Source organism: Pseudomonas putida W15Oct28, from assembly GCF_000708715.2.
GTDB classification, from domain to species: domain Bacteria; phylum Pseudomonadota; class Gammaproteobacteria; order Pseudomonadales; family Pseudomonadaceae; genus Aquipseudomonas; species Aquipseudomonas putida_R.
The window spans coordinates 190,840-216,370 of sequence record NZ_JENB01000002.1 but is presented as its reverse complement, the minus strand read 5'-3'; the positions used below and the strand labels follow the sequence as shown (position 1 = coordinate 216,370).

The following is a 25,531-nucleotide window of genomic DNA, read 5'->3' as shown; positions in this document are numbered from 1 at the left end:
GGGCAATGAACTGCAGTTGTATAGAAATATTCCGCCAACTATTCAGCCTTGAACTATTTCGGCTTGACGTTCAGTGTTCATTTGCAAGCTTGCTGAATGGTTTTTTTACCCCGATCTGTATCTTCTATTCGCTCTGCATCTCCCGATAATGGCCCTGTGATAGTTTGCGCAAGGAGCGTGGAATGAGCATGGCTATGCCTGAGGACGGGCTGCGTGTGGTAGCGGCAGGCCGCCGCAGTGGTGAATTTTTTTCGATGGTCTGGCGACAGTGACGCGTTACGTCATTACTTCAATTTGATTGTAGGAAATTTCTTCCCGGTAAGCACAAGGCGTATCGAATCTTGAATACAAGAGTCAGCACGCGTTGGCTGCATGAAGTTGATGAGGTGATTTCGTGACGGCTATTCACGATCAGGCAATGCACTATATCTACCAGCAAGTGCTCGAGCGCTTGCTGAGCCAAATGTCACAAGCGCAGCGAGCGTCCTTGCAGTTGCTGATACAGCGGTTGCTGGTTGCGGCTGGTGGGCTCGAGTGCATCGGTACGTTCCGCGTGCTGGTGCTGCAAGGCGGCGATTGTCGCAGTGCCCGGCTGCTGGCCATGCTGCGTGCGGCGCAACTGAGCATCGCCCTGCGTGCGCCGGTAACCTTTCAGTTGCGGGTACTGGTGGTCAGCCTGCCGGTGGCCGCCAGCGACACGCTGGAAGGCCACGAGCGCAGTTTCAGTGCCCTGTTCATGCAGGATGACCCGCGGGTTCAGTTGCAGATGATCGAAGGGCGCGAAGTGGTGCCCTTCAGCCGTCGGCCTTCGGCAGAGCCCGAACGCTGGCTGCTGGCGAGGAACGCCATGCTGATGTTCGGTCACATGGTCGATGCCAGGCCCGAAGCCCTGCTGGGTAGCCGTCTGCACCTGGAGCTGGCGGATGCCGTGGGTTGTGCACTGCAGGCACCGACACCGGCCGACGTCTTGATCACCGCCATTCCCGTGCGCCAGCGGCGCCGCTACCTGGGCTGGGCCCGGCGTAGCCTGCGCCTGGCAGGGGAGCGCGGCCCACATGTGTTGCATCAGTGCCTGGCGACGTTGGCCCACGGGCTGAGCCGGTTGCAGGGCGTTGTCGAAGTCTCGCCGGGCAGCCAGGCGCAGCCCATACCGGGCGCTGTCACGGAGGATGCACCGTTGCGGGTGATTACCATGGATGACCTGCTGCCGCATCTGCTTGAAGGGCAGCAACTTGACGCCATGCTGGGTAGTGGACTCGAAACGGCCGAGGATGCCTGGCCATTGGCGGCGTTCGTCGACCTGTACGCCCCGGCGCAGTTGCACGAGCTGCGTGCACGCAGCCTTGAGCTGCAGGCCGCTCGCCCGGCGCTGCGGATGGCAGGCCAGACGGGCGAAAGCAAGCCTCGCGATGTACACACGCTGCCGCTGGGTAAAGCCTACGGTATCAACCAGACCCAGCTGGTGTGCCTGCTGTTCAGCCCGTTCGCCAGGCAGGGGAAGAAGCTGGAGCGTTTTCTGCAGTGCCGTCATGCCGACATGCTGGTTGCGCTGCCGTACTTGCACCGGGCCTTGCAAGGCAAACCTTGCCCCGATGCGGTGAGGGACTGGCTGGTGAATACCAGTGGCCTGCCGCTGGTGCAGTTGCGGGCGATCTATGAAGGGCGCATGCCGCTGACCGCCTGGCGCTTGCAGAGCAACCTGGCCCGCCGCGACGTGCACCTCAGGTTGCTGCCACGGCCTTCGCCGGGGCGCCGCCCTGGCTTGGCGGGGCTGCCTTGATGGGGCAAGCGGTTCCCGGCGAGTTCGCCTATCGCAAGGTGTATCGCTACCTGGAAGCGCTGATCGGGCAGGCCTCAGGCGGCGGTCCCTGCAAGTTGCCGTCGCTGCGTGCACTGTCCCGGCGGCTGCGGGTGTCATTGGCCACTGTGCAGAGCGCCTACAACCTGCTGGAGGAAGAAGGTCGCGTCCAGTGTTTGCCAAGGTCCGGCTACTACGCTCAGGTTGCAGCCAAGGCAGAGGCAGCGGCCATGCCCCGGCAGTCACCCTTGCCGGCGCAGCCATTTCTGGAGCGTGTGCTACTAGGCCATGAACGGCGCTTGGCCCGTCAGCGCGCCAGCGGCGTTGCACCCGTGGAAACGCTCGGTGACACCCGTCTGCGCAATGCCGTGGCTGAGTGTTATACCCGTTCCTCCAGCCAGTACTGGTGTGCCGAGGACGTTCAACTGGCCCCTGATGTACAGGCGTTGCTGGAGACGGTGCTCGCGGGGCTTGCCTTGCAGGGGGGAACGGTGCTGGTGCAGTCGCCCTGTTGCTGGCAGGTGCTGCGCGCGTTGGCGAGCGCTGGCATGCGGGTGCTGGAAGTGTCTGCGGACAGCCGCGGCAACCCGGACCTGCGCGCCTTGGCCCGGTTACTGGGCGGCGAGCCGGTGTGCATGCTGGTGATGCCGTCTTGCCTTGGCATGCCACAAGGGCGGCTGGTGTCGCCGCACTACCAGCAGCAGCTTGGCCAGCTACTTGGCCAGCATCCTGTATGGTTGCTGGAAAACGACCTGGACAGTGAACACTGTTACAGCGGGCCGCCACACACGCGCCTGCGCGACTGGGTCGACCCCCGCTCGCTATTGGTGCTGGGGGCGTTCGAGGCAGCAGTGGGGGCCGAGGCACCGTACGCCTATGTGCTGGGCCATGAAGCCGCACTGGCCAAGGCGTTTGCCGAACGGGCATTTCGGCTTGCGCCGCTGCGCTTGCAAGCGCTTGCCCTGATGATGGGTAAAAGGCAGATCGAGATGCAACTGGTGCAGCTGCGTACCGACCTGCAAAGGCGCACACACTACCTGGTGCACGCGCTGAAATTGCAGTTCGGTCAGCAGGTGGCGCTGCAGATGCCCCAGGGCGGGCGAATGCTTTGGGTGCGTTTTCGCCAACCACTGGAGTGGGATTGCATCGTTGCGGCGTTGGCAGGTTCAGCCTTGCATGCACTGCCGGGCCGGCAGTTCAGCCTGCAGGGCCGTTACCAGCAGTATCTGGCACTGGTGTGGCTGGGTGACCAGCCGGGTGACCTGCAACAGGCGGTGGAGCGCCTGGCGCAGGCACTGGAACCGCGCTGCCGGCCAGCTGCCGGCGTTTCACGCTGACTACGCCTGTTCTTGCCCCTGGCGCAAGCGGGTGCTGAGCAACGCTGCCAGCACCAGCAATGCGGCAATGATCCACAAGCCGGTACGGGTGCTGCCGGTGGCCTGCTCGATCAGGCCCATCACCGACGGCCCGACGAAACCACCCAACAGGCCGCAGGTGGTGACGAACGCCAGGCCCGCCGCCAAGGCGTTGCCACTGAGTCGGCTGGACGGGAAGACAAACAGGATCGACTGCACCACGAACAGCATCAGGGCAGTCAGTGAAAACCCGATCAGGCCGATGAACGAGTTGGTCAGCGACGCCAGCAGCAACCCGGTCGCCATGGTCAGCAGGCCGCAGAACAGCAGGGTGCGGCAACGGCGTGGCGAGGTGGCGAGGCGCGGGAAGGTGGCAGCACCGATGGCGGCGGCAATCCACGGCACGGCAGTCAGCAGGCCTATCTGGAAGGGTGATAGCGCAGCGTAAGTGCCGATGATGCCCGGCAGGAAGAAAATCACTGTGTAGATGGTGATCTGGTGCACGAAGTACACCGCGATCGCCAGCCAGATCTGCCGGTCGCGGAACATCTGCCCCAACTTGCTCTGCTGTGGCGCGGCAGCCCGTTCGGCAGCCAGGCGGCGTTCGATGTCCTGGGCGTCGGCGGCCGACAGCCAGGGCGCCGAAGCCGGGCCATCGGGCAGCTTCTTCCACACCACATAGGCCAGGGCTACGGCGGGCAAGCCTTCGAGCACGAACAGCCATTGCCAGCCATGCCAGCCCAGTACGCCGTCCATTTCCAGCAGGGCACCGCCCAGCGGGCCGCTGAGGATGTTGGCCAGGCACACGCCCAGCAGGAAGTAGCCCGTGGCGCGGGCGCGCTGTTCGCGGTCGAACCAGTAGGTCAGGTACAGCATCACCCCGGGGAACAGGCCCGCTTCGGCCACCCCCAGCAGCAGGCGCATGATGTAGAACGACGTTTCTCCCTGGACGAAGGCCATGCCCGCCGAGAGCAGGCCCCAGGTGATCATGATGCGGGTGATCCAGAAGCGTGCGCCCACCCGGTGCATGATCAGGTTGCTGGGCACTTCGGCCAGCGCGTAGGTCAGGAAGAACAGGCCGGCACCCAGGCCATAGGCCGCTGCCGACAGGCCCAGGTCGATGCCCATGCTGGCTTTCGCCAGGGCGATGTTGGTGCGGTCAAGAAAGCTCATCACGTAGACGACGATAAGCAGTGGCATCAATTTGCGTAGCAGCAGGCCGTTCAGGCGCTGCTCGGTGGTGGCGGCAGGGGCCGAAGCCGCTGCGCTGGTGAGGGTTGTCATTGTTTTTTTCCCCGTGAAAAGTGCTGGTGGTGTGCCCCCTGCGGGGCACACCCAGGCTTGTTGTTCAGGAACGGTTGATGTCGAGCCACACCGCGCCGTTGGGGTACTGGTAGCGCTCCAGGGTCTCGGCATGCATTTCGATGCTGTAGCCCGGGCGTTGCGGTGGCATGTAGCGCCCACGGCGGATCACCACCGGGTCGATGAAGTGCTCATGCAGGTGGTCGACGTACTCCAGTACCCGGTTGTGCAGCGAGGCAGACACGGCGATGTAGTCGAACAGGGCGATGTTCTGCACATATTCGCACAGCCCGACGCCGCCGCCGTGCGGGCACACCGGCACGTCGTACTTGGCCGCCATCAGCAGCACGATCAGCACCTCGTTCAGGCCACCCAGGCGGGCGGCGTCCAGCTGGCAGAAATCCAGCGCGCCGGCCTGGAACATCTGCTTGAACATGACCCGGTTGTGGCAGTGTTCACCGGTGGCGACACCAATCGGCGCGATGCGTTGGCGAATGGTGGCGTGGCCGAGTATGTCGTCCGGGCTGGTCGGCTCTTCGATCCACAGCGGTTCGAAGGCGGCCAGGCGGCGCATGTTGGCGACCGACTCCTCCACGCCCCACACCTGGTTGGCATCCATCATCAGGGTGCGCTCCCAGCCGATTTCGTCGCGCAGGATGCTGGCGCGGCGGATGTCTTCTTCCAGGTCGGCACCGATCTTCTGCTTGATGTGGGTCCAGCCATCTTCCACGGCCTCGCGGGCCAGTTTGCGCATCTTTTCTTCGCTGTAACCCAACCAGCCTGGCGCGGTGGTATAGCCGGGGTAGCCTTCGCGCAGCATCTGCGCCTCACGCTGGGCCTTGCCTGGGGCCTGGCGGCGGAGCAGGGCGATGGCTTCCTCTGGGGTGAGCACGTCTGTGACGTAGCTGAAGTCCAGGCAGCGCACCAGTTGCTCGGGCGTCATGTCGGCCAGCAGTTTCCACACCGGTTTGCCTTCGTGCTTGGCCCACAGGTCCCACACCGCATTGACGATGGCCGCAGTGGCGAGGTGGATCACGCCTTTCTCCGGGCCCAGCCAGCGCAATTGGCTGTCGCTGACGGTGAAGCGGTGCCAGAAGCCGCCCATGTCGGCGGTGATCTCTTCGAGGCTGAGGCCGACGATCAGGGGGGCCAGCGACTGCACCGCTGCCGCGCAGATTTCGTTGCCGCGCCCGATGGTGAACGTCAGGCCGTGGCCTTCAAGGCCCTCGGCGTCGGTGTGCAGTACCACGTAGGCTGCCGAATAGTCGGGGGCGCTGTTCATGGCGTCGGAGCCATCCAGCGACAGCGAAGTGGGAAAACGAATGTCGCGAACGCTCAGGTGGGTAATTCGTATGCTCATGGTCGACTCTTGTTCTGCTCAAGCGCTGGGAGACCTGACTGTAGGTTGTCGAGCGATACAGGCATAATCACCAAATCTTAATCAGCGATACCGGATTCGATATGTCTCGCTTGCCACTCGGCCCCACCCAGGCGCCTGCCAGCCTTGGCGCATTGAAGATCTCCAGCCGGCAGATCACGCTGCTTAATGCGCTGGGCGAGTTCGGCAACCTGCGCCGCGCCGCCGCAGCGATGCACACCACGCAACCGGCAGCCAGCCTGTTGCTGCAGCAGCTGGAGGAACGCCTTGGCGTACGTTTGTTCGAGCGCTTGCCGCGCGGCATGCAAGCAACCCTGTACGGTGAGGTGATGATCCGCTATGCGCAGAGCGCGTTGCATGAGTTCGAGCATGCCCAGGCGCAAATCGCCGAACTGGCGCGCGGGGCCCTGGGCCTGGTGCGGGTGGGCAGCGTCATGGGCCCGGTGCCGGGCGTGCTGACCAAGGCGGTACTGGCCTACAAGCGCGACCACCCCAAAGTGCGCATCTCGCTGGAAGTGGGTACCAGCGATACCTTACTGCCCGCGTTGCTGCGCGGCGACTTTGACATGGTGGTGGGCCGCCTGCCAGACCAGAGCGACAGCCAGGACCTGAACATCGAGCTTTTTGAAGGTGGTGAGCAGATGCGTGTGATTGGCCGCGCCGGGCACCCTCTGGCGGCGGCTGTCGGGTTGCAATTGAGTGACCTGGTGGCCCTGACCTGGATCCTGCACCCCATCGGTAGCCCGATGCGCCGCCGCGTCGAAAGTGCGCTGCAGGCCGGGGGCATGGTGCAGTCACTGGACATCGTTGAAACCGCCTCGATCCTGGCCACCACCGCCATGCTCGAAGCCTCCGAAATGATTGCGGTGGTACCCAACGACGTGGCCGAGCATTATGCCCGCTATGGCATGGTTGCCATCCTGCCGGTAGAGCTGCCGCTGACCATGGCCAACCTGGGCGTGCTGACCCTGCGTTCGCGGCCCAACTCGGTTGCGCTGGATACCTTGCTGCGCTACCTACGTGCGCAATAACCCTGCCTTTTCAACTGCCTGAGGCCTGCCGCCGATGTCGCCGGACCTGACCCATTCCAGCTTTTGCAACTGGATCCGCTACAAGCACCTGGTGCTGATCGACACCCTGGCGCGCACCCGCAACATGCACGCAACCGCCACGCGCATGAACCTCAGCCAGCCGGCCCTGAGCAAGATGCTGCGCGACCTTGAAGAACAGTTCGGCTTTGCCCTGTTCGAGCGCCTGCCACGCAGCATGCCGCCCACCGAACTGGGTGAATACGTGGTGCGTTATGCCCAGGGTGCGCTGGCCGAGTCGCAGCAATTCGTCGACCAGGTCAACCGCCTGCGCAACGGCGGGCACGGTTTTATCCGTGTCGGCGGCATCTTTGCCGCCACTGCGCTGGTACTGCCGCAGGCCATCGCCGCGATCAAGGCGCGCAGCCCGCTGTTGTCGATCGAAGTGGTGGAGCATTCCAGTGATCACCTGCTGACCATGCTGGAGCAGAACAAGCTCGACATCATGATTGGCCGCTTCACCGAAGAGCGCTTCAGCCAGCTGTTCGACTTCCAGCCCCTGGAACCCGAACCGTTCAGCCTGGTGGTCAACAGCGAGCACCCGCTGAACCAGCTGGAAAGCCCACCACTGTCGGCGCTGGGCGACTGGCCGTGGGTGCTGTACCCGGTCGGCACGCCGATCCGCAACCGCCTGGAACAGGCCTTCCGGGTGGCCGGTATCGCCACGCCCGTCGACAGCGTCGAGACCATCTCCATGCCGATGTTCCTGCAACTGCTGCAGTCGGCGCCGATGATTGCCATGTTGCCACGCTCGATGGTTGCCGCGCAGTTGGCCAGCGGGCAGTTCAAGGAGCTGCGCAGCCCCTTGCATGTACCCGCGCTGGAGTATGGCGTGGTCACCCGCAAGGATGAACCGCTGAGCGCTTCGGCCCGGGCGTTTGTCGAGATTTTGCTGGAGGGTGCGCAGAGTCGCAGGACAGTGCAGAGTTAGAAAACGCGGGGGCCGCTGCGCTGCCCATCGCAGGCAAGCCAGCTCCCACAGGGACCGCGCGGTGTTCGAACCTGTGGTGATCCTGTGGGAGCTGGCTTGCCTGCGATGGGCTGCGAAGCGGCCCCGTCGGTCTTCCAGGCGATTGAAGATCACACATCGAAATACTGTTGCGATAACGTCTGGTTATCGCTTGATCGGATCATCTCATTGGGAATGCTGCGCAAGGCTTCTTACAGTGGCAACAGCCATAACAAGAAGCCCGCCGCACCGCCCTGAGAGGTCCCATGCAACTGATTGCCAAGTCCGGTGACCTTGCCGTCATCCGCCTCAACCCGCTGGACAACGTGCTTATCGCCCGCCAGGCCTTGCCGCAAGGCCTGCATCTGGATGCCGAGGCGATTACCGTGCGCCAGCCGATTCCTTCGGGCCACAAACTCGCGACCGAACGTGTGGAGCAGGGCCAGCCGCTGCGCCGTTACGGGCAGATTATCGGTTTTGCCTCGCAGGCCATCGATGCCGGCGAGCACGTGCATGTGCACAACGTGCAGATGGGTGATTTCGCCCGTGATTACGCCTTTGGTGTCGACACCCGCAGCCAGCCTGGCAGCGAAGCGCAGTTTCAGGGCATCGTGCGTGCCGATGGGCGGGTTGCCACCCGGAATTACATCGGCATTCTCACCTCGGTGAACTGCTCGGCGACCGTCGCCCGGGCGGTGGCCGACCATTTTCGCCGTGACATCCACCCCGAGGTACTTGCCGACTACCCGAATATCGACGGCGTGGTCGCCCTGACCCACGGTGCCGGCTGCGCAGTGGACCCCAGCGGCGAAGCCCTGGGCCTGCTGCGCCGCACCCTGGCCGGGTACGCCGTGCACCCCAACTTTGCTGCCGTACTGATCATTGGCCTGGGCTGCGAAACCAACCAGATCGAAAGCCTGCTGGAAACCCAGGGCCTGCAAGCCAGTGCGCAGCTGCGTGCGTTCACCATCCAGGGCATCGGCGGTACGTCGAAAACCATCGCGGCCGGCATCGAGCAGGTCAAAAGCCTGCTGGCCGAGGCCAACCATGTCCAACGCCAACCGGTCAGCGCACGGCACCTGGTGGTCGGCCTGCAATGTGGCGGCTCCGATGGCTACTCCGGCATCACCGCCAACCCGGCACTGGGCAACGCCGTGGACCGCCTGGTGGCGGCCGGTGGTACCGCGATCCTGTCCGAGACCCCTGAAATCTACGGCGCCGAGCACTTGCTGACCCGCCGCGCGGTCAGCCGTGAGGTCGGCGAAAAGCTGGTGGCGCGCATCCGCTGGTGGGAAGACTACTGCCAGCGCATGAACGCCGAGCTGAACAACAACCCTTCGGCCGGCAACAAGGCCGGGGGGCTGACCACCATCCTCGAGAAATCCCTGGGCGCAGTGGCCAAGGCGGGTTCCAGCAACCTGGTCGATGTGTACCAGTACGCCGAAGCCGTGCGTGCCCAGGGCCTGGTGTTCATGGACACCCCCGGGTACGACCCGGTCTCGGCCACTGGCCAGGTGGCCGGCGGGGCCAACCTGATCGCGTTCACCACTGGCCGAGGTTCGGCTTACGGCTGTGCCCCGGCACCGTCGATCAAGCTGGCGACCAACAACCGGGTGTTCGAACACCAGGAAGAGGACATGGACGTCAATTGCGGTGGTATTGCCGACGGCTCCACCAGCATCGAGGAGCGTGGCGGGTACATCTTCGAACAAATGCTGCGCATTGCTTCCGGGGAACGCAGCAAAAGCGAACAGCACGGATATGGGCAGAACGAGTTCGTGCCCTGGCAGATCGGCGCAGTGACCTGATTGACCGCTCCCGTCCCGCTTACGAGATAACAACAATGACTCAAGCCACACATTACAACGTGCAAGCGCTCACCACCTTTGTCGAGCAACTGTTCGAAAAGGCTGGTGCCGATACTGAAGTCGCCCAGGTGGTGACCCGGGTACTGCTCGAAGGTGAACTGCTCGGGCACCGTACCCACGGCCTGAACCTGGTCAGCCGCTACATCGGCGGCATGCTGGAAGGCCAGGTCAAGGCCCGTGCACAGGCACTGGAGCAGGTGTCGGACAGTGGCATCGCCAGCGTGTTCGATGGCCATTACCTGTTGGGGCCTTACTGCGTCAGCCGTGCCCTGGACTGCGCGGCAAAGGGTGCCACTGCGCAGGGCATCGGCATTGCGGTGGTGCGCCGTGCTTCGCACATTGGCTGCCTGGCCGCCTACCTCAAGCCCTATACCGACCAGGGCCTGGTGGCCATGGTCTACTCATCGGACCCTTCGGTGGGGCTGGTCTGTGCCCACGGTGGCATCGACCCGATCTACACCCCCAACCCGATTGCTGCCGGTATCCCGACCCAGGGCGAGCCGATCCTGCTGGACGTGAGCATGTCGACCGTCACCCTCGGGCTGGTTGGCCAGTGCCGCGATGCCGGCAGCCGCCTGCCGCACCCGGTACTGGTGAGCAATGACGGGCAGCTGAGCGACGACCCGGGCGATTTCTTTACCCGCCCGCAAGGCAGCATCCTGCCCCTCGGCGGTCAGGCATTCGGCCACAAAGGCTTCGCCCTGGCACTGCTGGTCGAAGCCCTGACGTCGGGCCTGGCCGGTCATGGGCGCAAGGATGCACCTGAGCAGTGGGGCGCCTCGGCCACGGCCGTGGTCATCGACCCGCGCTTCTTCGGCGGCCTGGAAGCGTTCACCGATGAAACCAGCTTCCTGGGCCGACTGGTGCTCGCCAGCCGCCCGCTCGACCCCGCGCGCCCGGTGCGCTTGCCTGGGCAGGCTGGCCTTGCCCTGCGCCGCCAGGCGCTGGAGCAGGGCGTGAGCCTCTCGCCACCGCTGCTGGCCGACCTTGATCGCCTGGCCGGCGAACTGCAACTGCCGGCACTTTCCCAATGATGCACAGTAAGGGTACACAGATGACTGATCGATCGAACGCCAATCAACCGCTGCCGCTGAGCCAGGATGCCAGTGTGTTCGACAGCGGCAGCTGGGTAGGGCGGGTGTGGCTGGCGGACCAGGGGCCGGCGGTGGTGCTGGTGAAAGCCGGCGCCGTCTACGACATCAGCACCCACGTGGCGACTGTCTCGGCCCTGCTGGAAGTGGCCGACCCGGTGGCTTACCTGCGCGCGTTGCCGCTGGCCGAACCGCTGGTGGCGCTGTCGGTGTTGCTGGACAACAGCGACCCCGCCCGGCGCGACCCGCGCCAGCCATGGCTGCTGGCGCCTATCGACTTGCAGGCGGTGAAGGCCGCTGGCGTAACCTTTGCCGCCAGCTTGCTGGAACGTGTGGTGGAAGAGCAGGCCAAAGGCGACCCGGCCAAGGCCGATGCCATCCGTGACACCCTGGCCAGCCGCATCGGCGCCGACCTGTCGCAGATCGTGCCCGGCTCGGCCCAGGCCGAAGCGCTGCGCAAGGTACTGGTGGAGCAGGGCCTGTGGTCGCAATACCTGGAAGTGGGCATCGGCCCGGATGCCGAAGTGTTCACCAAGGCCCAGCCGCTGTCGGCAGTTGGCCATGGTGCCGATATCGGCATCCACCCCAAGTCCAGCTGGAACAACCCGGAGCCGGAAGTGGTGCTGGCGGTGTCCAGCGATGGCAGCATCAAGGGCGCGATGCTCGGCAACGACGTCAACCTGCGTGACTTCGAAGGGCGTAGCGCCTTGCTGCTGTCCAAGGCCAAGGACAACAACGCCTCCACCGCACTGGGCCCGCTGCTGCGGCTATTCGACGAAAGCTTCGGCCTTGACGATGTGCGCAACGCCGAAGTGGACCTGCGTGTAGAGGGCGAGGACGGTTTCATCCTGTCTGGCCGCAGTTCCATGCGCCAGATCAGCCGCGATCCGCAAGACCTGGTGCAGCAAACCCTCAACGAAAACCATCAGTACCCCGACGGCATGGTGCTCTTCCTCGGCACCCTGTTCGCCCCCAAGCAGGACCGTGACCAGCCAGGCAACGGCTTTACCCACAAGCCGGGTGATGTGGTGACCATCAGCAACCCGCAACTGGGTACCCTGTGCAACCGCGTGACCACCAGCGACCAGGCACCGCAGTGGGCGTTTGGCCTACGCGCGTTGATAGACAACCTCGGCCGGCGTGGCCTGCTGGAGGTAGCAGCTACCGCACGCCAGCCTTGAGCGACACGCTGCGCAAGGGAGGGGCGCAGGCACATCGATGGATCGCCAAAGCGCTGATAGCGCGGCAACAATAATAATAAAGGTCGACACATGAACCCTATGAAGAAGTACCAGCGCATCACCGTTGTGTTCCTGCTGCTGATCGGCATCGTCAACTACCTGGACCGTAGTGCGCTGTCGATTGCCAACACCTCCATCCAGAAAGACATGATGATCAGCCCGTCGCAGATGGGCATCCTGTTGTCGGCGTTTTCCATCGCCTATGCCTTTGCCCAGTTGCCAATGGGCATGATCATCGACCGCCTGGGCAGCAAGGTTGCCCTCGGCGCCTCGCTGCTGGGCTGGTCGGTGGCCCAGGCGGCGTTTGGCATGGTCAACAGCTTTGCCGGTTTCATGGGCCTGCGGGTGCTGCTGGGGATTGGCGAGGCGCCCATGTTCCCGTCGGCGGCCAAGGCCCTGTCGGAGTGGTTCGATGCCAATGAGCGCGGCACGCCCACCGGCGTGGTCTGGTCATCGACCTGCCTCGGCCCGTGCCTGGCGCCGCCGTTGCTGACGTTGTTCATGGTCAACTTCGGCTGGCGTGGCATGTTCATCATTACCGGCGCGATCGGTGTGGTGCTGGCGGTGTGCTGGCTGTCGTTCTACAAAAGCAAGGCGCGTTACCTGGCGGAACTGGCGGCCGAAGGCAAGCCGCTGCCAACTGAGCACAAGGCCCCGGTGGCCCCTGTGCAAACGCCGAAGGCCTCGTACTTCGCCGGCTGGCTCGACCTGTTCAAGCACCGCAGCACCTGGGGTGCAGTGTTGGGTTTCATGGGTGTGATCTACATGCTGTGGCTGCACCTGACCTGGTTGCCGGGCTACTTCGAGCGTGAACACGGCCTGGACCTGTACAAGACCGCCTGGGTCGTGTCGCTGGCCTATGGCTTTGGCGCGGCGGGTACAATCGTTGCCGGGCGCTTCTGCGACCGGCTGGTGAAGCGTGGCATGACCGTGCTGGGCAGCCGCAAGTTCAGCGTCATCACCGGCCTGGTGCTGGCGGCGCTGTTCACCTTGCCGCTGTCGTTCGTCACCGGCCTGACGGGCTGCGTGATCTTGCTGTGCCTGGCACTGTTCAGCATCAACATGGCCAGTGCCACCGCCTGGATGATCGTCAACACCATCGTCGACAGCCCGCGTGTGGCCTCGTTTGGCTCGATCCAGAACTTCGGCGGCTACATTGCCGGCTCCGTGGCACCGATCGCTACCGGCTTCAGCATCCAGTACTCGGGTTCGTTCACCACGGCGTTCATGATCAGTGCGGTGGTGGCGCTGTGCTCGGCGGTGGCGTACTTCATCTTGCTCCAGTCACCGATTGGCAGTGCCAAGGTCGAAGAAGAGGGGATGGTTCCGGCAACCAAGTAAGTTTGAGACGTCACGTAACCCCTGTAGGAGCGGCCTTGTGTCGCGATCGGGCCGCAGCGCGGCCCCAGCGATATCGGCATTATTCTCAAGATCCTGGGGCTGCTGTGCAGCCCATCGCGACACAAGGCCGCTCCTACACAAAGCGCCATCGAACTGACCCATGGCTCTTGTCAGGCACAGTTGTCTGTATGTATAAACAGTGCCTGTTACCGCAACCTGACCTCAGCCAGTGATCGCCCATTCCGTCGACGACCCGTTCTACTACCTGCATAACTTCCGCCAGGTAATGCTGTGGGTCGAACAGCGCTACCAGGACCTGCTCGATGACCAGGACCTGGCCTTCATCCGTGCCTTCAACCAACTGCAAGCGCCAGCCCAGGCCTTGATGGTGCGCATGGTCATGCGCAAGGGCGAGCTGTTTCGCAGCGACCGGCTCGACTACGCCGAAATCGGCGACACCACGCTGGCGCTGCAGCCGTTGCAGGCCCTCGGCTGGGTGCAGGAACCCGAGCAACTGCAACTGGAGCAGCTGTTCGGCTTGCTGCGCAAAGACGAACTGGCCCGCTGCTTCGCCAGCCAACTGAGCCGCCCCCGCGCCGCCAAGCAGGACTTGCTGGCGCAGTTGCAACCCCTGGAACTGGCGGCACGGTCACTGGCCGAATGGTTTCCCGACAGCGAGGTGCGCATTCTCCAGTGGTGCCTGCAGCCCCTGTGCGACCGCATGCGCCTGTTGTTCTTCGGCAACCTGTACCAGGACTGGTCAGACTTTGTCCTCGCCGACCTCGGTGTACTGCGCTACGAGCAGGTGCCATTCAGCGCTGGCTCGCGAGCCCTGCAGCAACGTGCCGAAGTCGACCTGGCCATGGCCTTGCACCACTGCGCCGAGCGGCTGGAGCAGGGCGACGAACCCGTGTCGATTCTGGCGACCTTGCAGGGCCTGCACAGTGACAACCCGTGGCTGGCCCGCCGCCATGCGCGCCTGCAGTTCGCCCTGGGCCAGCAATGCGAGCGCCTGGGGGAGTGGGACCAGGCCATGGCGGTGTATGGCCAGTGCAACCATGCCCAGGCGCGCATTCGCCAGGTGCGCGTGCTTGAGCGCACTGAGCAGTGGCCCCAGGCTCACGGTCTGGCGCTTCAGCTGGCGGCGGCACCTGCTAACGCGCTGGAAGTGCAGGCACTGGAGCGGATGCTGCCACGCCTGGCGCGCAAGCTCGGCGGCCCGCCACAGCGCCGCCAACGTGCCACACCGCTGGAGCTGATCGAGCTCGAACTGCCCCGCGAGCATGCTGCGCTGGGTGTGGAAGAAGCCGTGCGTCAACACCTGGCGCAAGAAGGTGGCCAGGCGCATTACGTGGAGAACACGTTGTTCAACAGCCTGTTTGGCCTGTTGTGCTGGGAGGCCATCTTCGCACCGGTGCCCGGCGCATTCTTCAACCCGTTCCAGGCCGCGCCACAGGACCTGCACGACAGTGACTTCCAGCAGCGGCGCAGTGCGCTGTTCGATCTCTGCCTGGGGCGGCTCGACGATGGCAGCCATCGCCAGGCGATTCTCGACTGCTACAAGGGCAAGCAGGGCCTGCAGTCGCCGTTCGTATTCTGGTCCATGCTCAGCGAGGAGTTGCTGGAACAGGCCTTGGCTTGCTTGCCGGCTGCCCAGCTGAAGCAGTGCTTCCTGCGCTTGTTGCAGGACATTCGCAGCAACCGCGCCGGCATGCCCGACCTGATCCAGTTCTGGCCCGAGCAGGGCCGTTACCGCATGGTCGAGGTAAAGGGGCCCGGTGACCGCCTGCAGGACAACCAGCTGCGCTGGCTGGAGTTCTGCAGGCAACACGGCCTGCCCGTTGCGGTGTGCCATGTGCGCTGGAGCGAAACGCCTTGAGCTACAGCGTGGCGGTGCGTGCATTGTGCGAGTTCAGCGCCAAGGTCGGCGACCTGGACCTGCGCTTCACGCCGTCACCCACCGCTCAGGAAGGCATCGAAGGGCATCAGCGGGTAGTGGCACGGCGTGCTGCGGGCTACGAGTCGGAAATCACCCTTGAAGGCCAGTTTGAAACCCTCAAGGTGCGGGGCCGCGCCGACGGCTATGACCCTGCCAGCAATCGCCTGGAAGAGATCAAGACGCACCGTGGCGATCTGGCGCGTCAGCCGGCCAATCACCGTCAGTTGCACTGGGCCCAGGCCAAGGTCTATGGCTGGCTGATGTGCCAGGCACGGCAATTGCCGGCCATCGAGGTGGCGCTGGTGTACCTGGACGTGGACAGCGATGACCAGACGCTGTTCAGTGAGCACTACACGGCGGCTGAGTTGCAGGCCTTCTTCGAAACCCAGTGCCAGCGCTTTCTGGGCTGGGCCCAATTCCAGCAAAGGCGTCTGGCCGAACGTGACCAAGGCCTTCAGGCGCTGAGCTTCCCCTACCCACAGTTCCGCCAGGGCCAGCGGCAGCTGGCCGAAACCTTGTACAAGGCGGTAAGTACCGGGCGTTGCCTGATGGCCCAGGCCAGCACCGGCATTGGCAAGACGCTAGGTACCTTGTTCCCGCTGCTGAAAGCCATGGTGCCGCAGCAGCTGGACAAGTTGTTCTTTCTCACCGCCAAAACCCCGGGCCGGGCGCTGGCCCTCGATGCCATGCGCCAGATCACCGATGCCACGCCGCAACCTGCCTTGCGCACACTGGAACTGATCGCCCGCGACAAGGCGTGTGAGTACCCGGACAAAGCTTGTCATGGTGAGTCCTGCCCATTGGCTGCAGGCTTCTACGACCGCTTGCCGGCAGCGCGCGAGGCTGCGGCAGCACGGCCGCTGCTCGACCGTGCCAACCTGCGCGAAGTGGCCTTGGCGCATCAGGTTTGCCCGTACTACCTGGGGCAGGAGATGGCGCGCTGGGTCGACGTGCTGGTCGCCGACTACAACTACTACTTCGATGCGCATGCCTTGCTGTTCGGCCTCACCCAGCTCAACCAGTGGCGCGTGGCAGTACTGGTGGACGAAGCGCATAACCTGGTCGAGCGTGGGCGCGGCATGTACAGCGCCAGCCTTGACCAGGGGCAGCTGCTGGCCCTGCGCCAGAGCAAACCGCCTGGGCTGGTCAGTGCGCTGGACCGCCTTAACCGGCAGTGGAACGCCCTCTATAAAGAACAGCGCGCGCCTTACCAAGCCAGCGAGTCACTGCCGGAAGGCCTGCTGCGCGCCCTGCAGCAGTGCATCGGGCTGATTCAGGAACAGATCAACCAGACGCCTGCGCAAATGGACCCGCAGGTGTTGCAGTTCTTCTTCCAGGCGTTGCAGTTCAGCCGGGTTGCCGAGCTGTTCGACGAGCACTTCCTGTTCGACATCAGCCAGCGTCAGGGCCCGCGCAAGCGCCGGCTGGCTACCCTGTGCCTGCGCAATGTCACCCCGGCGCGCCTGTTGGCCCCACGCATGCAGGCAGCGCGCAGCGTGACGCTGTTTTCCGCCACGTTGAGCCCGCGGCATTTCTACAGCGACCTGCTGGGCATGCCGGCCGATACCGCCTGGCTGGAAGTGGCTGCGCCGTTTCGCGCAGAGCAGCTGGAAGTGCGGATTGCCAGCCAGGTGTCCACCCGTTACCAGCAGCGGCACGCCTCCCTGGCGCCGATCGTCGAGCTGATTGCCCAACAGTATGACCGCATGCCGGGCAACTACCTGGCGTTCTTCAGCAGCTTCGAATACCTGCAGCAAGTGGCCGGGCTGCTGGCCGAGCGGCATGGGCAGATTCCCCTGTGGGCCCAGGAACCGGGGATGGACGAGGCGGCCCGCCAAGGGTTTCTTGACCGATTTGTCGCCGACGGACGCGGCGTTGGCTTTGCCGTATTGGGTGGCGCGTTCGGCGAAGGGGTGGACTTGCCGGGTACGCGGCTGGTTGGCGCGTTTGTCGCCACCTTGGGTTTGCCACAGGTCAACCCGGTGAACGAGCAGTTCAAGCAGCGCTTGGGGCGGCAGTTTGGTGCGGGTTTCGACTATGCCTATCTGTACCCCGGCGTGCGCAAGGTGATCCAGGCGGCAGGCAGGGTTATCCGTGGTGACCAGGACCGTGGTGTGCTGGTGCTGATAGACGAACGTTTCGCCGAACCCCGCGTACAGCAGATGTTTCCGACATGGTGGCCGGCAGCCATCGTCTAGCAACGGCTGTCTTGGGTTGCACTTGGCATGGGCGATCCGCGGTTCGTTAGATAGGCTTCAATTGGGTTAAGATCACGCCCCGTGCCAGTTGCAAAGCCTTTGAATATCAAGGTGATGGCACATTCAGGGTCCTGATGACATGCGCGCTTGGCGGTCATGGGGGCTTGTTTGTATGTCGTTTTGACTTGCTTGAGGGTTTGCCCGGTTCGCTGCCGGCCGCCGCTTCGCTACAGGGTTCACGTTTTGTCCGATCTCTCGAAAAATCCGCTGCTGCAGTACATGGCCCGCCTGGCCCCATCCAGCCAGCAGACCATGCGCTACATCCTTCAGGACGCCGCCGACCGGCTGGGCTTTGTCGACTGCAATGTCGTCGACGTGCCTTGGCATCGGCTCGAGCCCGGCCACGTGATCGCCCTGGTGTCGGCCCTGCGTGCCGACGGTTATGCGCCCAACAGCTCGTCGCTGTACGTCAACGCCATTCGCGGGGTGATGAACGAGGCCTGGCGCCAGGGCCTGATCGACCATGAGCAGTTGTTGCGCATCCGCGAGGTCAAGCCGGCCACTGGCAGCCGCCTGCCGCCAGGGCGCAACCTGCGCCGCAGCCTGATTCGCGAACTGATGGATGTGTGCGCGTCCGACCCGCGGCCGCAGGGGGTGCGCGACGCGGCGATCATCGCCTTGCTGTACGGCACCGGCATGCGCAAGTCGGAGTCGGTGGACATCGACCTGGCCCAGGTCGATTTCGAGGCGCGCAGCCTGCAGGTGGTGGGCAAGGGCAACCACCAGTTGATCAAGTACGCACCGCCATGGGCGTTCGAGAAACTGCAGGCGTGGCTGGACTTGCGCCGTCAGGACCTGCCGGCAGGGGCAGAAGACGACCTGTTCCTGTTCAACCGCATCCGCCGCGGTAGCCACATTACCCGGGCGCGCATCACCAAACATGCGATCTACTACATTGCCCGCCAGCGCGGTGCGCAAGTGGGGGTGAAAATCATGCCGCACGACTTCCGCCGGGCGTTCATCACCCGGGTGATCGAAGAGCATGACCTGTCGATTGCGCAGAAGCTGGCGCACCACGCCAACATCCAGACCACGGCCATCTATGACCGGCGTGACGACAACGAACGCCGGCGTGCGGTGGACCGCTTCGACTACTGAGTGATTTTGGGGCCGCTTTACGGCCCTTCGCGGGCACGCCCGCTCCCACAGGTACAGCGCAGGCCCCAGGCAGTGATCAACCTGTGGGAGCGGGCGTGCCCGCGAAGGGCTGCAAAGCAGCCCATTTGCACGTGTGCCGGCACCGAAACAGGGCCGACCCACGCCCCCGCTTTGTGCGTCATCCCCCCGTATGCCCGATGCCAGAGCGGCCGCGGCGAAAGTTTCATTTGCCTTCACCTGCGTAGTTGGCCCGCAACCTGCTATATCCAGCCTGCGAATTTGATCGAGTGGTCAGGCCGCGCGTGCTAGCTGCTGCCCGCGCCGGACCCTCTAAACGGCCAGCAGGCCACGGATTTCAGGGGCCGCAGGATGTCGCTCGCGGAGCAGATCGAACAACAACAAGACGATGCAGGCTGGAGCGCCCACCTGCAGTTGCGCTTTGTCAGGCGCGACGATGTGACCCGCCTTGGTGCGCGTCGGCATTTCGGACCTCTTTTGGTGCAGCGACCCTTCTACCCGGAAGGTGCACCGTGCCATGTCTATGTACTGCACCCGCCGGGCGGCATCGTCGCCGGCGACCGCCTTGACCTGGATATCCACCTGGAACCCGGCAGCCATGCGCTGCTGACCATGCCCGGTGCCAGCAAGTTCTACCGCAGCATCGGCCCGACCGCGCGGCTGACCCAGCGCTTTCAGCTGGCCGCTGGCAGCACCCTGGAATGGCTGCCGCAAGACAGCATCTTCTTTTCCGGCGCCCGCGCCAGCCTGCACAGCCGTTTCACCCTCGAACCCGGGGCGCGCCTGCTGGCCTGGGAAACCCTGTGCCTGGGCCGCCCCGTCATGAACGAGCGCTTCGAGCAGGGCGCCCTGGACAGCCGTTTACACATCGAACTCCCCGACGAAGTCGGCCTGCATGAACGCCTGCGAATCGAAGGCGGGCACCTGAACAAGCTTGGTGGCCACCCGCTGCTCGCTACGTTCTGTGCGGCACCCGCCGACCAGGCGGTGCTGGAGCAGGTTCGCCCACTGCTCGACGAACTGGCCAACCCGGCCGGCGCGACCCTGCTGGGGTCGTTGCTGGTTATCCGTGTGCTTGACCATGACAACCAACACCTGCAACGCACCCTGCAACGCCTGTGGCATGTGCTGCGCCCGGCCGTCCTTGGCCTGCCAGCCTGCCCACCGCGTATCTGGGCTACCTGAGAGAGCGCCATGGAGCTTACCCCGAGAGAGAAAGACAAACTGCTGCTGTTCACCGCCGCATTGCTGGCGGAACGGCGCCTGGCCCGTGGCCTGAAGCTCAATTACCCGGAGGCCGTGGCGCTGATCAGTGCTGCAGTGCTGGAAGGGGCCCGCGATGGCCGCACCGTTGCCGAGCTGATGAGCCAGGGGCGCGAAGTGCTGACCCGCGAGCAGGTGATGCCCGGCATTGCCGAAATGCTCCACGACGTGCAGGTCGAAGCGACCTTCCCGGATGGCACCAAGCTTGTGACCGTGCATGACCCCATCGTCTGAAACAGCCCAGGAGCCCCGCATGATCCCAGGTGAAATCCAGGTCGCCGCTGGCGACATCGAGCTGAACAGTGGCCGGGAAACGGTCAGTGTCAGTGTGGCCAACCACGGCGACCGGCCGGTGCAGGTCGGCTCGCACTACCACTTCTACGAAGTCAACGACGCGCTGGTGTTCGAGCGTGAGCCAACCCTGGGCTTTCGCCTGGATATCCCGGCCGGCACCGCCGTGCGTTTCGAGCCTGGCCAGGCGCGCACCGTGCAATTGGTGGCCTACGCCGGCAAGCGTGAAGTCTATGGCTTCCAGGGCAAGGTGATGGGCCCGCTGGAGGGCAGGGTATGAGCCGTATTTCCCGCCAGGCCTATGCCGACATGTTCGGCCCCACCGTGGGCGACCGCGTGCGGCTGGCCGACACGGCGTTGTGGGTAGAGGTGGAGAAGGACTACACAATCTACGGCGAAGAGGTGAAGTTTGGCGGCGGTAAGGTCATCCGCGACGGCATGGGCCAGGGCCAGATGCTGGCCGCCGAGGCCATGGACCTGGTGCTGACCAACGCCTTGATCATCGACCACTGGGGTATCGTCAAGGCCGACATCGGCATCAAGCACGGGCGTATCGCGGTGATCGGCAAGGCCGGCAACCCGGATGTGCAGCCGGGCGTCAACGTACCGGTGGGCCCCGGCACCGAAGTCATCGCGGCCGAGGGCAAGATTGTCACCGCCGGTGGGGTCGACTCGCATATCCACTTCATCTGCCCGCAGCAGGTGGACGAGGCCCTGAACAGCGGTGTCACCACCTTTATCGGCGGCGGCACCGGGCCGGCCACCGGCACCAATGCCACCACCTGCACGCCCGGCCCCTGGTACCTGGCGCGCATGCTGCAGGCCGCCGACAGCCTGCCGATCAACATCGGCCTGCTGGGCAAGGGTAATGCCTCGCGGCCAGAGGCGCTGCGTGAACAGATCGCAGCCGGTGCGGTGGGCCTCAAGCTGCATGAGGACTGGGGCTCGACCCCGGCGGCTATCGACTGTTGCCTGGGCGTGGCCGAGGAAATGGACATCCAGGTGGCGATCCATACCGACACCCTCAACGAGTCCGGTTGCATCGAAGACACCCTGGCGGCCATCGGCGACCGCACCATCCATACCTTCCACACCGAAGGTGCCGGTGGCGGCCACGCGCCGGACATCATCCGCGCTGCGGGGCAGGCCAACGTGCTGCCATCCTCGACCAACCCGACCCTGCCGTACACGGTCAACACCGTGGACGAGCACCTGGACATGCTCATGGTCTGCCACCACCTGGACCCAAGCATCGCCGAGGACGTGGCTTTTGCCGAATCACGCATCCGCCGCGAAACCATTGCGGCCGAGGACATCCTCCACGACATGGGCGCCTTTGCCATGACTTCGTCCGACTCCCAGGCCATGGGCCGAGTCGGCGAAGTGGTGTTGCGCACCTGGCAGGTTGCCCACCAGATGAAACTGCGCCGTGGGCCTTTGGCGCCAGACACGGCCTATAGCGACAACTTCCGGGTCAAGCGTTACATCGCCAAGTACACCATCAACCCGGCGCTGACCCACGGCATCGGCCACGAAGTGGGCTCGGTAGAGCCGGGCAAGCTGGCCGACCTGGTGCTGTGGTCGCCGGCGTTCTTCGCAGTCAAGCCGGCCCTGGTGATCAAAGGCGGCATGATCGTCACCGCGCCCATGGGCGACATCAACGGCTCCATCCCCACGCCGCAGCCGGTGCACTACCGGCCGATGTTCGGCGCCCTCGGTGCCGCGCGACATGCCACGCGCATGACCTTCCTGCCCCAGGCGGCAATGGACCGCAGCCTGGCCGAGGAGCTGAACCTGCGCAGCCTGATTGGGGTGGTCAACGGCTGCCGCCGGGTGCGCAAGCCGGACATGGTCCACAACACCTTGCAGCCGCTGATCGAGGTTGATGCGCAGACCTACCAGGTGCGCGCCGATGGCGAATTGCTGGTCTGCGAGCCCGCCAGCGAACTGCCGCTGGCCCAGCGTTACTTCCTGTTTTGAAGGAGCCCCAATGATTGTCTTGAACCGCCGTATCACCGACCCCGGCACGCTTTCTGTAAGCGGCACCGTCACCCTGGATGTGGACAGCCGCATCAAGAGCCGCCTGCGGGTAAACCTGGACGATGGGCGCGAAGCCGGGCTCATGCTCGAGCGCGGCCACCTGTTGCGTGGCGGTGAACTGCTTGCCGATGCCGAAGGCAGCCAGCTGATTCGCGTACTGGCGGCGCCCGAAGCCGTGTCGACGGTGCGCTGCGCCGATCCGCACCTGCTGGCCCGCGCGGCCTATCACCTGGGTAACCGCCACGTGCCCCTGCAGATCGAGCCTGGCCTGTTGCGCTTCCAGCATGACCATGTGCTGGACGACATGCTGCGTGGCCTGGGCCTGACGGTAGAAGCCGAACAGGCGCCGTTCGAGCCTGAAGCAGGGGCGTACCAGAGCGCACCGCATGGCCACAGCCACGGCCACGATCACCCGTTCGTGCGCCTGCCTGCCCATTCCTGAACTGCCTTGGAGCAACCTATGAAAAAGACGTTCGCCCTGTTTCTGCTGATGCTGGCCCTGCCAGCCTTCGCCCACCCTGGCCATGACAGCAACCCGCTGCAGGACGGCCTGCTGCACCCGCTGACCGGCCTTGACCACCTGCTGATGCTGCTGGGCACCGGGGTACTCGCTGCATTGACCGGGCGCAGCCTGACGTTGCCCCTGGCAACCCTGGCGGCGATGTTTGGTGGGGCAGTGTGTGGCCACCTGTTTGGCAATGTGCTGGGCATGGAAACCTTGATCGCCCTGTCGCTGCTGGTGGCTGCCGGGGCGGTACTGCTGCCGAGCCGCCAGTTGCTGCTGGCCATGGCCATGCCGGTGTTCGCCCTGTTCCATGGTTGGGCCCATGGCGTAGAAGCCACGCCAAGCGCGTTCTGGCAGTTCAGCGCTGGCTTTGTTGCGGTCAGCGGCCTGCTGCTGGCGGCGGGCTTTGCGGTCGGTTGCCTGTTGCGCCGTCACAGTGGCCTGCAAAAGGCCTTTGGCGGTGGCTTGCTGGCCGGCGCTGCGCTGGTGCTGGCCGGTTGATGGACAGCGACCTGGCATTGCTGCGCCTGCTGCAGCTGGCCAGCCCCGGCCTGCCGGTGGGGGGCTTCACCTACTCGCAAGGCCTGGAGTGGGCGGTGGAGGCGGGCTGGGTAAAAGGCGCGGACGGTTTCGCTGCCTGGCAGCGCGAGCAGGTCGACGACACCTTGGCCTGCCTCGACTGGCCGCTGCTGGCGCGCCTGTACCACGCTTGCCAGGCCGAAAACGCCGAGGCGTTCGGCCACTGGAGCCGCTTCCTGCTGGCCAACCGCGAGACTGCCGAGCTGCGCCTGGAAGAGCAGCAACGTGGCGCGGCCTTTGCGCGGCTGCTTGATGGCTGGCAACTGGGCCAGGCCCCCGCCTGGCGTGCCAGCCTTGAACTGACTCAGCTGGGCGGTATGGCCTGGTTGGCTGTGCACTGGGCAATCCCGCTGCGCCAGCTGGCCCTTGGCTACGCCTTTGCCTGGTTGGAGGGCGCGGTAATGGCCGGGGTCAAGCTGGTGCCTTTCGGCCAGCAGGCTGCCCAGACCTTGCTGCGAGACCTGAGCACCGGCTTGCCCGCGGCCCTCGATCAGGCACTGGCCCTGGACGATGACCAGCTCGGTGGCGGCCTGCCATTGCTGGCCATTGCGTCATCACGTCACGAAACCCAATACACCCGTTTGTTCCGTTCTTGAGGACTGCCTTCATGCAAAGCTATCAACAACCCCTGCGCATCGGTGTCGGCGGCCCGGTCGGCTCCGGCAAGACTGCACTGCTGGAAGCGCTGTGCAAGGCCATGCGCGATCACTACCAGATCGCCGTGGTCACCAACGACATCTACACCAAGGAAGACCAGCGCATCCTCACCGAGGCCGGCGCCCTGGAGCCCGAGCGCATTGTGGGCGTAGAAACCGGCGGCTGCCCGCATACGGCGATTCGCGAAGACGCCTCGATGAACCTGGCGGCCGTCGAGGCGCTGGCGCGCAAGTTTGGCAACCTGGAGGTGATCTTTGTCGAAAGCGGAGGTGACAACCTCAGTGCCACGTTCAGCCCGGAGCTTGCCGACCTGACCATCTACGTGATCGATGTGGCCGAAGGCGAGAAGATACCGCGCAAGGGCGGCCCTGGCATTACCAAGTCGGACTTCCTGGTCATCAACAAGACCGACCTGGCGCCTTATGTAGGGGCTTCATTGGAAGTGATGGAGCGCGACACCCAGCGCATGCGCCCGCAGCGGCCTTGGACCTTCAGCAACCTGAAGAAGGGCGAGGGGTTGCAGGCGGTGATCGACTTCATCGTCGAGCGCGGGATGCTGGGTGTGCGCGGCTGACATAGTGCTGCCCCTGTGGGAGCGGGCGCGCCCGCGAATCAGGCGACACGGTGCCGGGCACCGGCTTCGCCGGTGTTCGCGGGCATGCCCGCTCCCACAGGAGTGCGTGCTCCCTGCATCATGTGTGGCAGCAATTTGGCTTGTCTGGCTGCTCCTCATAGCGGTCATGGTGCCGCACCCAGTCCATGGTTCCGCCTTCGTTGCGCCCCAGTGGCGCAATGTCGAGGAAGTTGTAGGTATTGACCAGAATGTCCAGCCCGCGGGCATAGGTTGAGTAGGTGTGGTACACGCTACCATCCGCTTCGCGGTAGAACGCACTCAAGCCGGGCAGTTCGCTTTCACCGCCGTCATACGGCTCATAGTTGTACTGCCGCTCCCCCTCGCTGCCGACACTGACGCCAAAGTCCTCGTTGAAACCGCTGCCGTGTGACGAGTACCAGGGGAACTGCCAGCCCATGCGCCGACGGAACGCCTGGAACTCGGCATACGGCGCCCGCGATACCGCCACCAGCGACACGTCGTGGTGAGCCAGGTGCAGGTTGGCACCGTCAAAATGGTCGGCCAGGAACGAGCAACCGGGGCAGCCTTCGCTCCAGCCCTCGACGAACATGAAATGGTAAAGCAACAACTGGCTGCGCCCCGCAAACAGGTCGGCCAGGCTCAGTTCGCCGTCCGGCCCCTGAAACTGATAGTCGTGCTCGACCTTGACCCAGGGCAGGGCGCGACGGGCTGCTGCCAGCGCGTCGCGGTGGTGGGTAAAGGCTTTTTCGTGCAGCCACAGTTGCTGGCGGGCCGCCAGCCACTGGCTACGTGAAACCACCGGGTGCCTGCTTTCGCTTGTGCTCATGGTGCTGTCTCCACACTGGGGGATTCACACCTTAGTCGAGCACGCTCAGGT

At 64.5% G+C, this 25,531-nt stretch carries 22 protein-coding genes; 19 read left to right on the top strand and 3 right to left on the bottom strand.

Features of this window, described 5'->3' with window-relative positions; all coding sequences use genetic code 11:
• Positions 1–394: 394 nt before the first annotated feature.
• Together AK81_RS02240 and AK81_RS02235 are read left to right on the top strand one after the other, a co-directional pair.
• Positions 395–1,780: a hypothetical protein gene (locus AK81_RS02240; RefSeq protein WP_043196453.1), complete on the top strand. Its 1,386-nt coding sequence runs from the start codon at positions 395–397 to the stop codon at positions 1,778–1,780.
• The gene (locus AK81_RS02235) at positions 1,780–3,135 is read left to right on the top strand and encodes an aminotransferase class I/II-fold pyridoxal phosphate-dependent enzyme (protein ID WP_043196452.1); all 1,356 of its coding nucleotides are present in this window, start codon (positions 1,780–1,782) and stop codon (positions 3,133–3,135) included. Before AK81_RS02240 ends, AK81_RS02235 begins: the two co-directional genes overlap by 1 nt.
• Here the strand turns inward: AK81_RS02235 and AK81_RS02230 are convergent, their stop codons facing one another.
• Together AK81_RS02230 and AK81_RS02225 are read right to left on the bottom strand one after the other, a co-directional pair.
• Entirely contained in the window at positions 3,136–4,437 is a 1,302-nt protein-coding gene (locus AK81_RS02230) for an MFS transporter (RefSeq protein ID WP_043196451.1), read from the bottom strand.
• A gap of 64 nt (positions 4,438–4,501) precedes the next feature.
• Positions 4,502–5,815: an L-fuconate dehydratase gene (locus AK81_RS02225; protein WP_043196450.1), complete on the bottom strand. Its 1,314-nt coding sequence runs from the start codon at positions 5,813–5,815 to the stop codon at positions 4,502–4,504.
• Positions 5,816–5,916: 101 nt separating this feature from the next.
• Between AK81_RS02225 and AK81_RS02220 the strand changes: the two genes are divergently transcribed.
• The 17 genes from AK81_RS02220 to ureG all read left to right on the top strand — a co-directional run bounded on the left by AK81_RS02220 (position 5,917) and on the right by ureG (position 24,633).
• Positions 5,917–6,864 carry a LysR family transcriptional regulator gene (locus AK81_RS02220; protein WP_043196449.1) on the top strand — a complete coding sequence of 316 codons (948 nt, stop codon included), beginning with the start codon at positions 5,917–5,919 and terminating at the stop codon, positions 6,862–6,864.
• A gap of 34 nt (positions 6,865–6,898) precedes the next feature.
• On the top strand, positions 6,899–7,852 hold the full coding sequence (locus AK81_RS02215; protein ID WP_043196447.1) for a LysR family transcriptional regulator: 954 nt from the start codon (positions 6,899–6,901) through the stop codon (positions 7,850–7,852).
• 284 nt (positions 7,853–8,136) lie between these two features.
• Complete coding sequence (locus AK81_RS02210) at positions 8,137–9,678, top strand: UxaA family hydrolase (protein ID WP_043196445.1); 1,542 nt, start codon at positions 8,137–8,139, stop codon at positions 9,676–9,678.
• A gap of 35 nt (positions 9,679–9,713) precedes the next feature.
• Complete coding sequence (locus AK81_RS02205) at positions 9,714–10,772, top strand: Ldh family oxidoreductase (RefSeq protein WP_043196444.1); 1,059 nt, start codon at positions 9,714–9,716, stop codon at positions 10,770–10,772.
• Between the two features lie 20 nt (positions 10,773–10,792).
• Positions 10,793–12,010 (top strand): fumarylacetoacetate hydrolase family protein, encoded by a 1,218-nt coding sequence (locus AK81_RS02200; protein WP_043196443.1) that lies wholly within the window; start codon positions 10,793–10,795, stop codon positions 12,008–12,010.
• A gap of 99 nt (positions 12,011–12,109) precedes the next feature.
• Complete coding sequence (locus AK81_RS02195) at positions 12,110–13,411, top strand: MFS transporter (RefSeq protein ID WP_050491827.1); 1,302 nt, start codon at positions 12,110–12,112, stop codon at positions 13,409–13,411.
• A gap of 229 nt (positions 13,412–13,640) precedes the next feature.
• Positions 13,641–15,290, top strand: a complete 1,650-nt coding sequence (locus AK81_RS02190) for a VRR-NUC domain-containing protein (RefSeq protein ID WP_043196442.1) — start codon at positions 13,641–13,643, stop codon at positions 15,288–15,290.
• Entirely contained in the window at positions 15,287–17,548 is a 2,262-nt protein-coding gene (locus tag AK81_RS02185; RefSeq protein ID WP_043196441.1) for an ATP-dependent DNA helicase, read from the top strand. The genes AK81_RS02190 and AK81_RS02185 overlap by 4 nt, the downstream gene beginning before the upstream one ends.
• Before the next feature lie 243 nt (positions 17,549–17,791).
• Positions 17,792–18,706, top strand: a complete 915-nt coding sequence (locus AK81_RS02180) for a site-specific integrase (protein ID WP_043196439.1) — start codon at positions 17,792–17,794, stop codon at positions 18,704–18,706.
• Between the two features lie 369 nt (positions 18,707–19,075).
• A complete protein-coding gene (locus tag AK81_RS02175) occupies positions 19,076–19,909 on the top strand; it encodes an urease accessory protein UreD (RefSeq protein WP_043196437.1) in 834 nt (277 codons plus the stop codon).
• 9 nt (positions 19,910–19,918) lie between these two features.
• Positions 19,919–20,221: an urease subunit gamma gene (locus tag AK81_RS02170; protein ID WP_016486440.1), complete on the top strand. Its 303-nt coding sequence runs from the start codon at positions 19,919–19,921 to the stop codon at positions 20,219–20,221.
• A gap of 19 nt (positions 20,222–20,240) precedes the next feature.
• The gene (locus AK81_RS02165) at positions 20,241–20,558 is read left to right on the top strand and encodes an urease subunit beta (RefSeq protein WP_043196435.1); all 318 of its coding nucleotides are present in this window, start codon (positions 20,241–20,243) and stop codon (positions 20,556–20,558) included.
• Complete coding sequence (gene ureC / locus AK81_RS02160; protein WP_043196434.1) at positions 20,555–22,258, top strand: urease subunit alpha; 1,704 nt, start codon at positions 20,555–20,557, stop codon at positions 22,256–22,258. The genes AK81_RS02165 and ureC overlap by 4 nt, the downstream gene beginning before the upstream one ends.
• A gap of 10 nt (positions 22,259–22,268) precedes the next feature.
• The gene (gene ureE, locus AK81_RS02155) at positions 22,269–22,760 is read left to right on the top strand and encodes an urease accessory protein UreE (protein WP_043196433.1); all 492 of its coding nucleotides are present in this window, start codon (positions 22,269–22,271) and stop codon (positions 22,758–22,760) included.
• Between the two features lie 18 nt (positions 22,761–22,778).
• Positions 22,779–23,324, top strand: coding sequence for a HupE/UreJ family protein (locus AK81_RS02150; protein ID WP_043196432.1), 546 nt, complete (start codon positions 22,779–22,781; stop codon positions 23,322–23,324).
• A complete protein-coding gene (locus AK81_RS02145) occupies positions 23,324–23,998 on the top strand; it encodes an urease accessory protein UreF (protein ID WP_043196430.1) in 675 nt (224 codons plus the stop codon). The genes AK81_RS02150 and AK81_RS02145 overlap by 1 nt, the downstream gene beginning before the upstream one ends.
• A gap of 11 nt (positions 23,999–24,009) precedes the next feature.
• Complete coding sequence (ureG, locus tag AK81_RS02140) at positions 24,010–24,633, top strand: urease accessory protein UreG (RefSeq protein ID WP_043196429.1); 624 nt, start codon at positions 24,010–24,012, stop codon at positions 24,631–24,633.
• 118 nt (positions 24,634–24,751) lie between these two features.
• Here ureG and AK81_RS02135 read toward each other — a convergent pair whose 3' ends face one another.
• Entirely contained in the window at positions 24,752–25,480 is a 729-nt protein-coding gene (locus tag AK81_RS02135) for a DUF899 domain-containing protein (protein ID WP_043196428.1), read from the bottom strand.
• Positions 25,481–25,531: the final 51 nt, after the last annotated feature.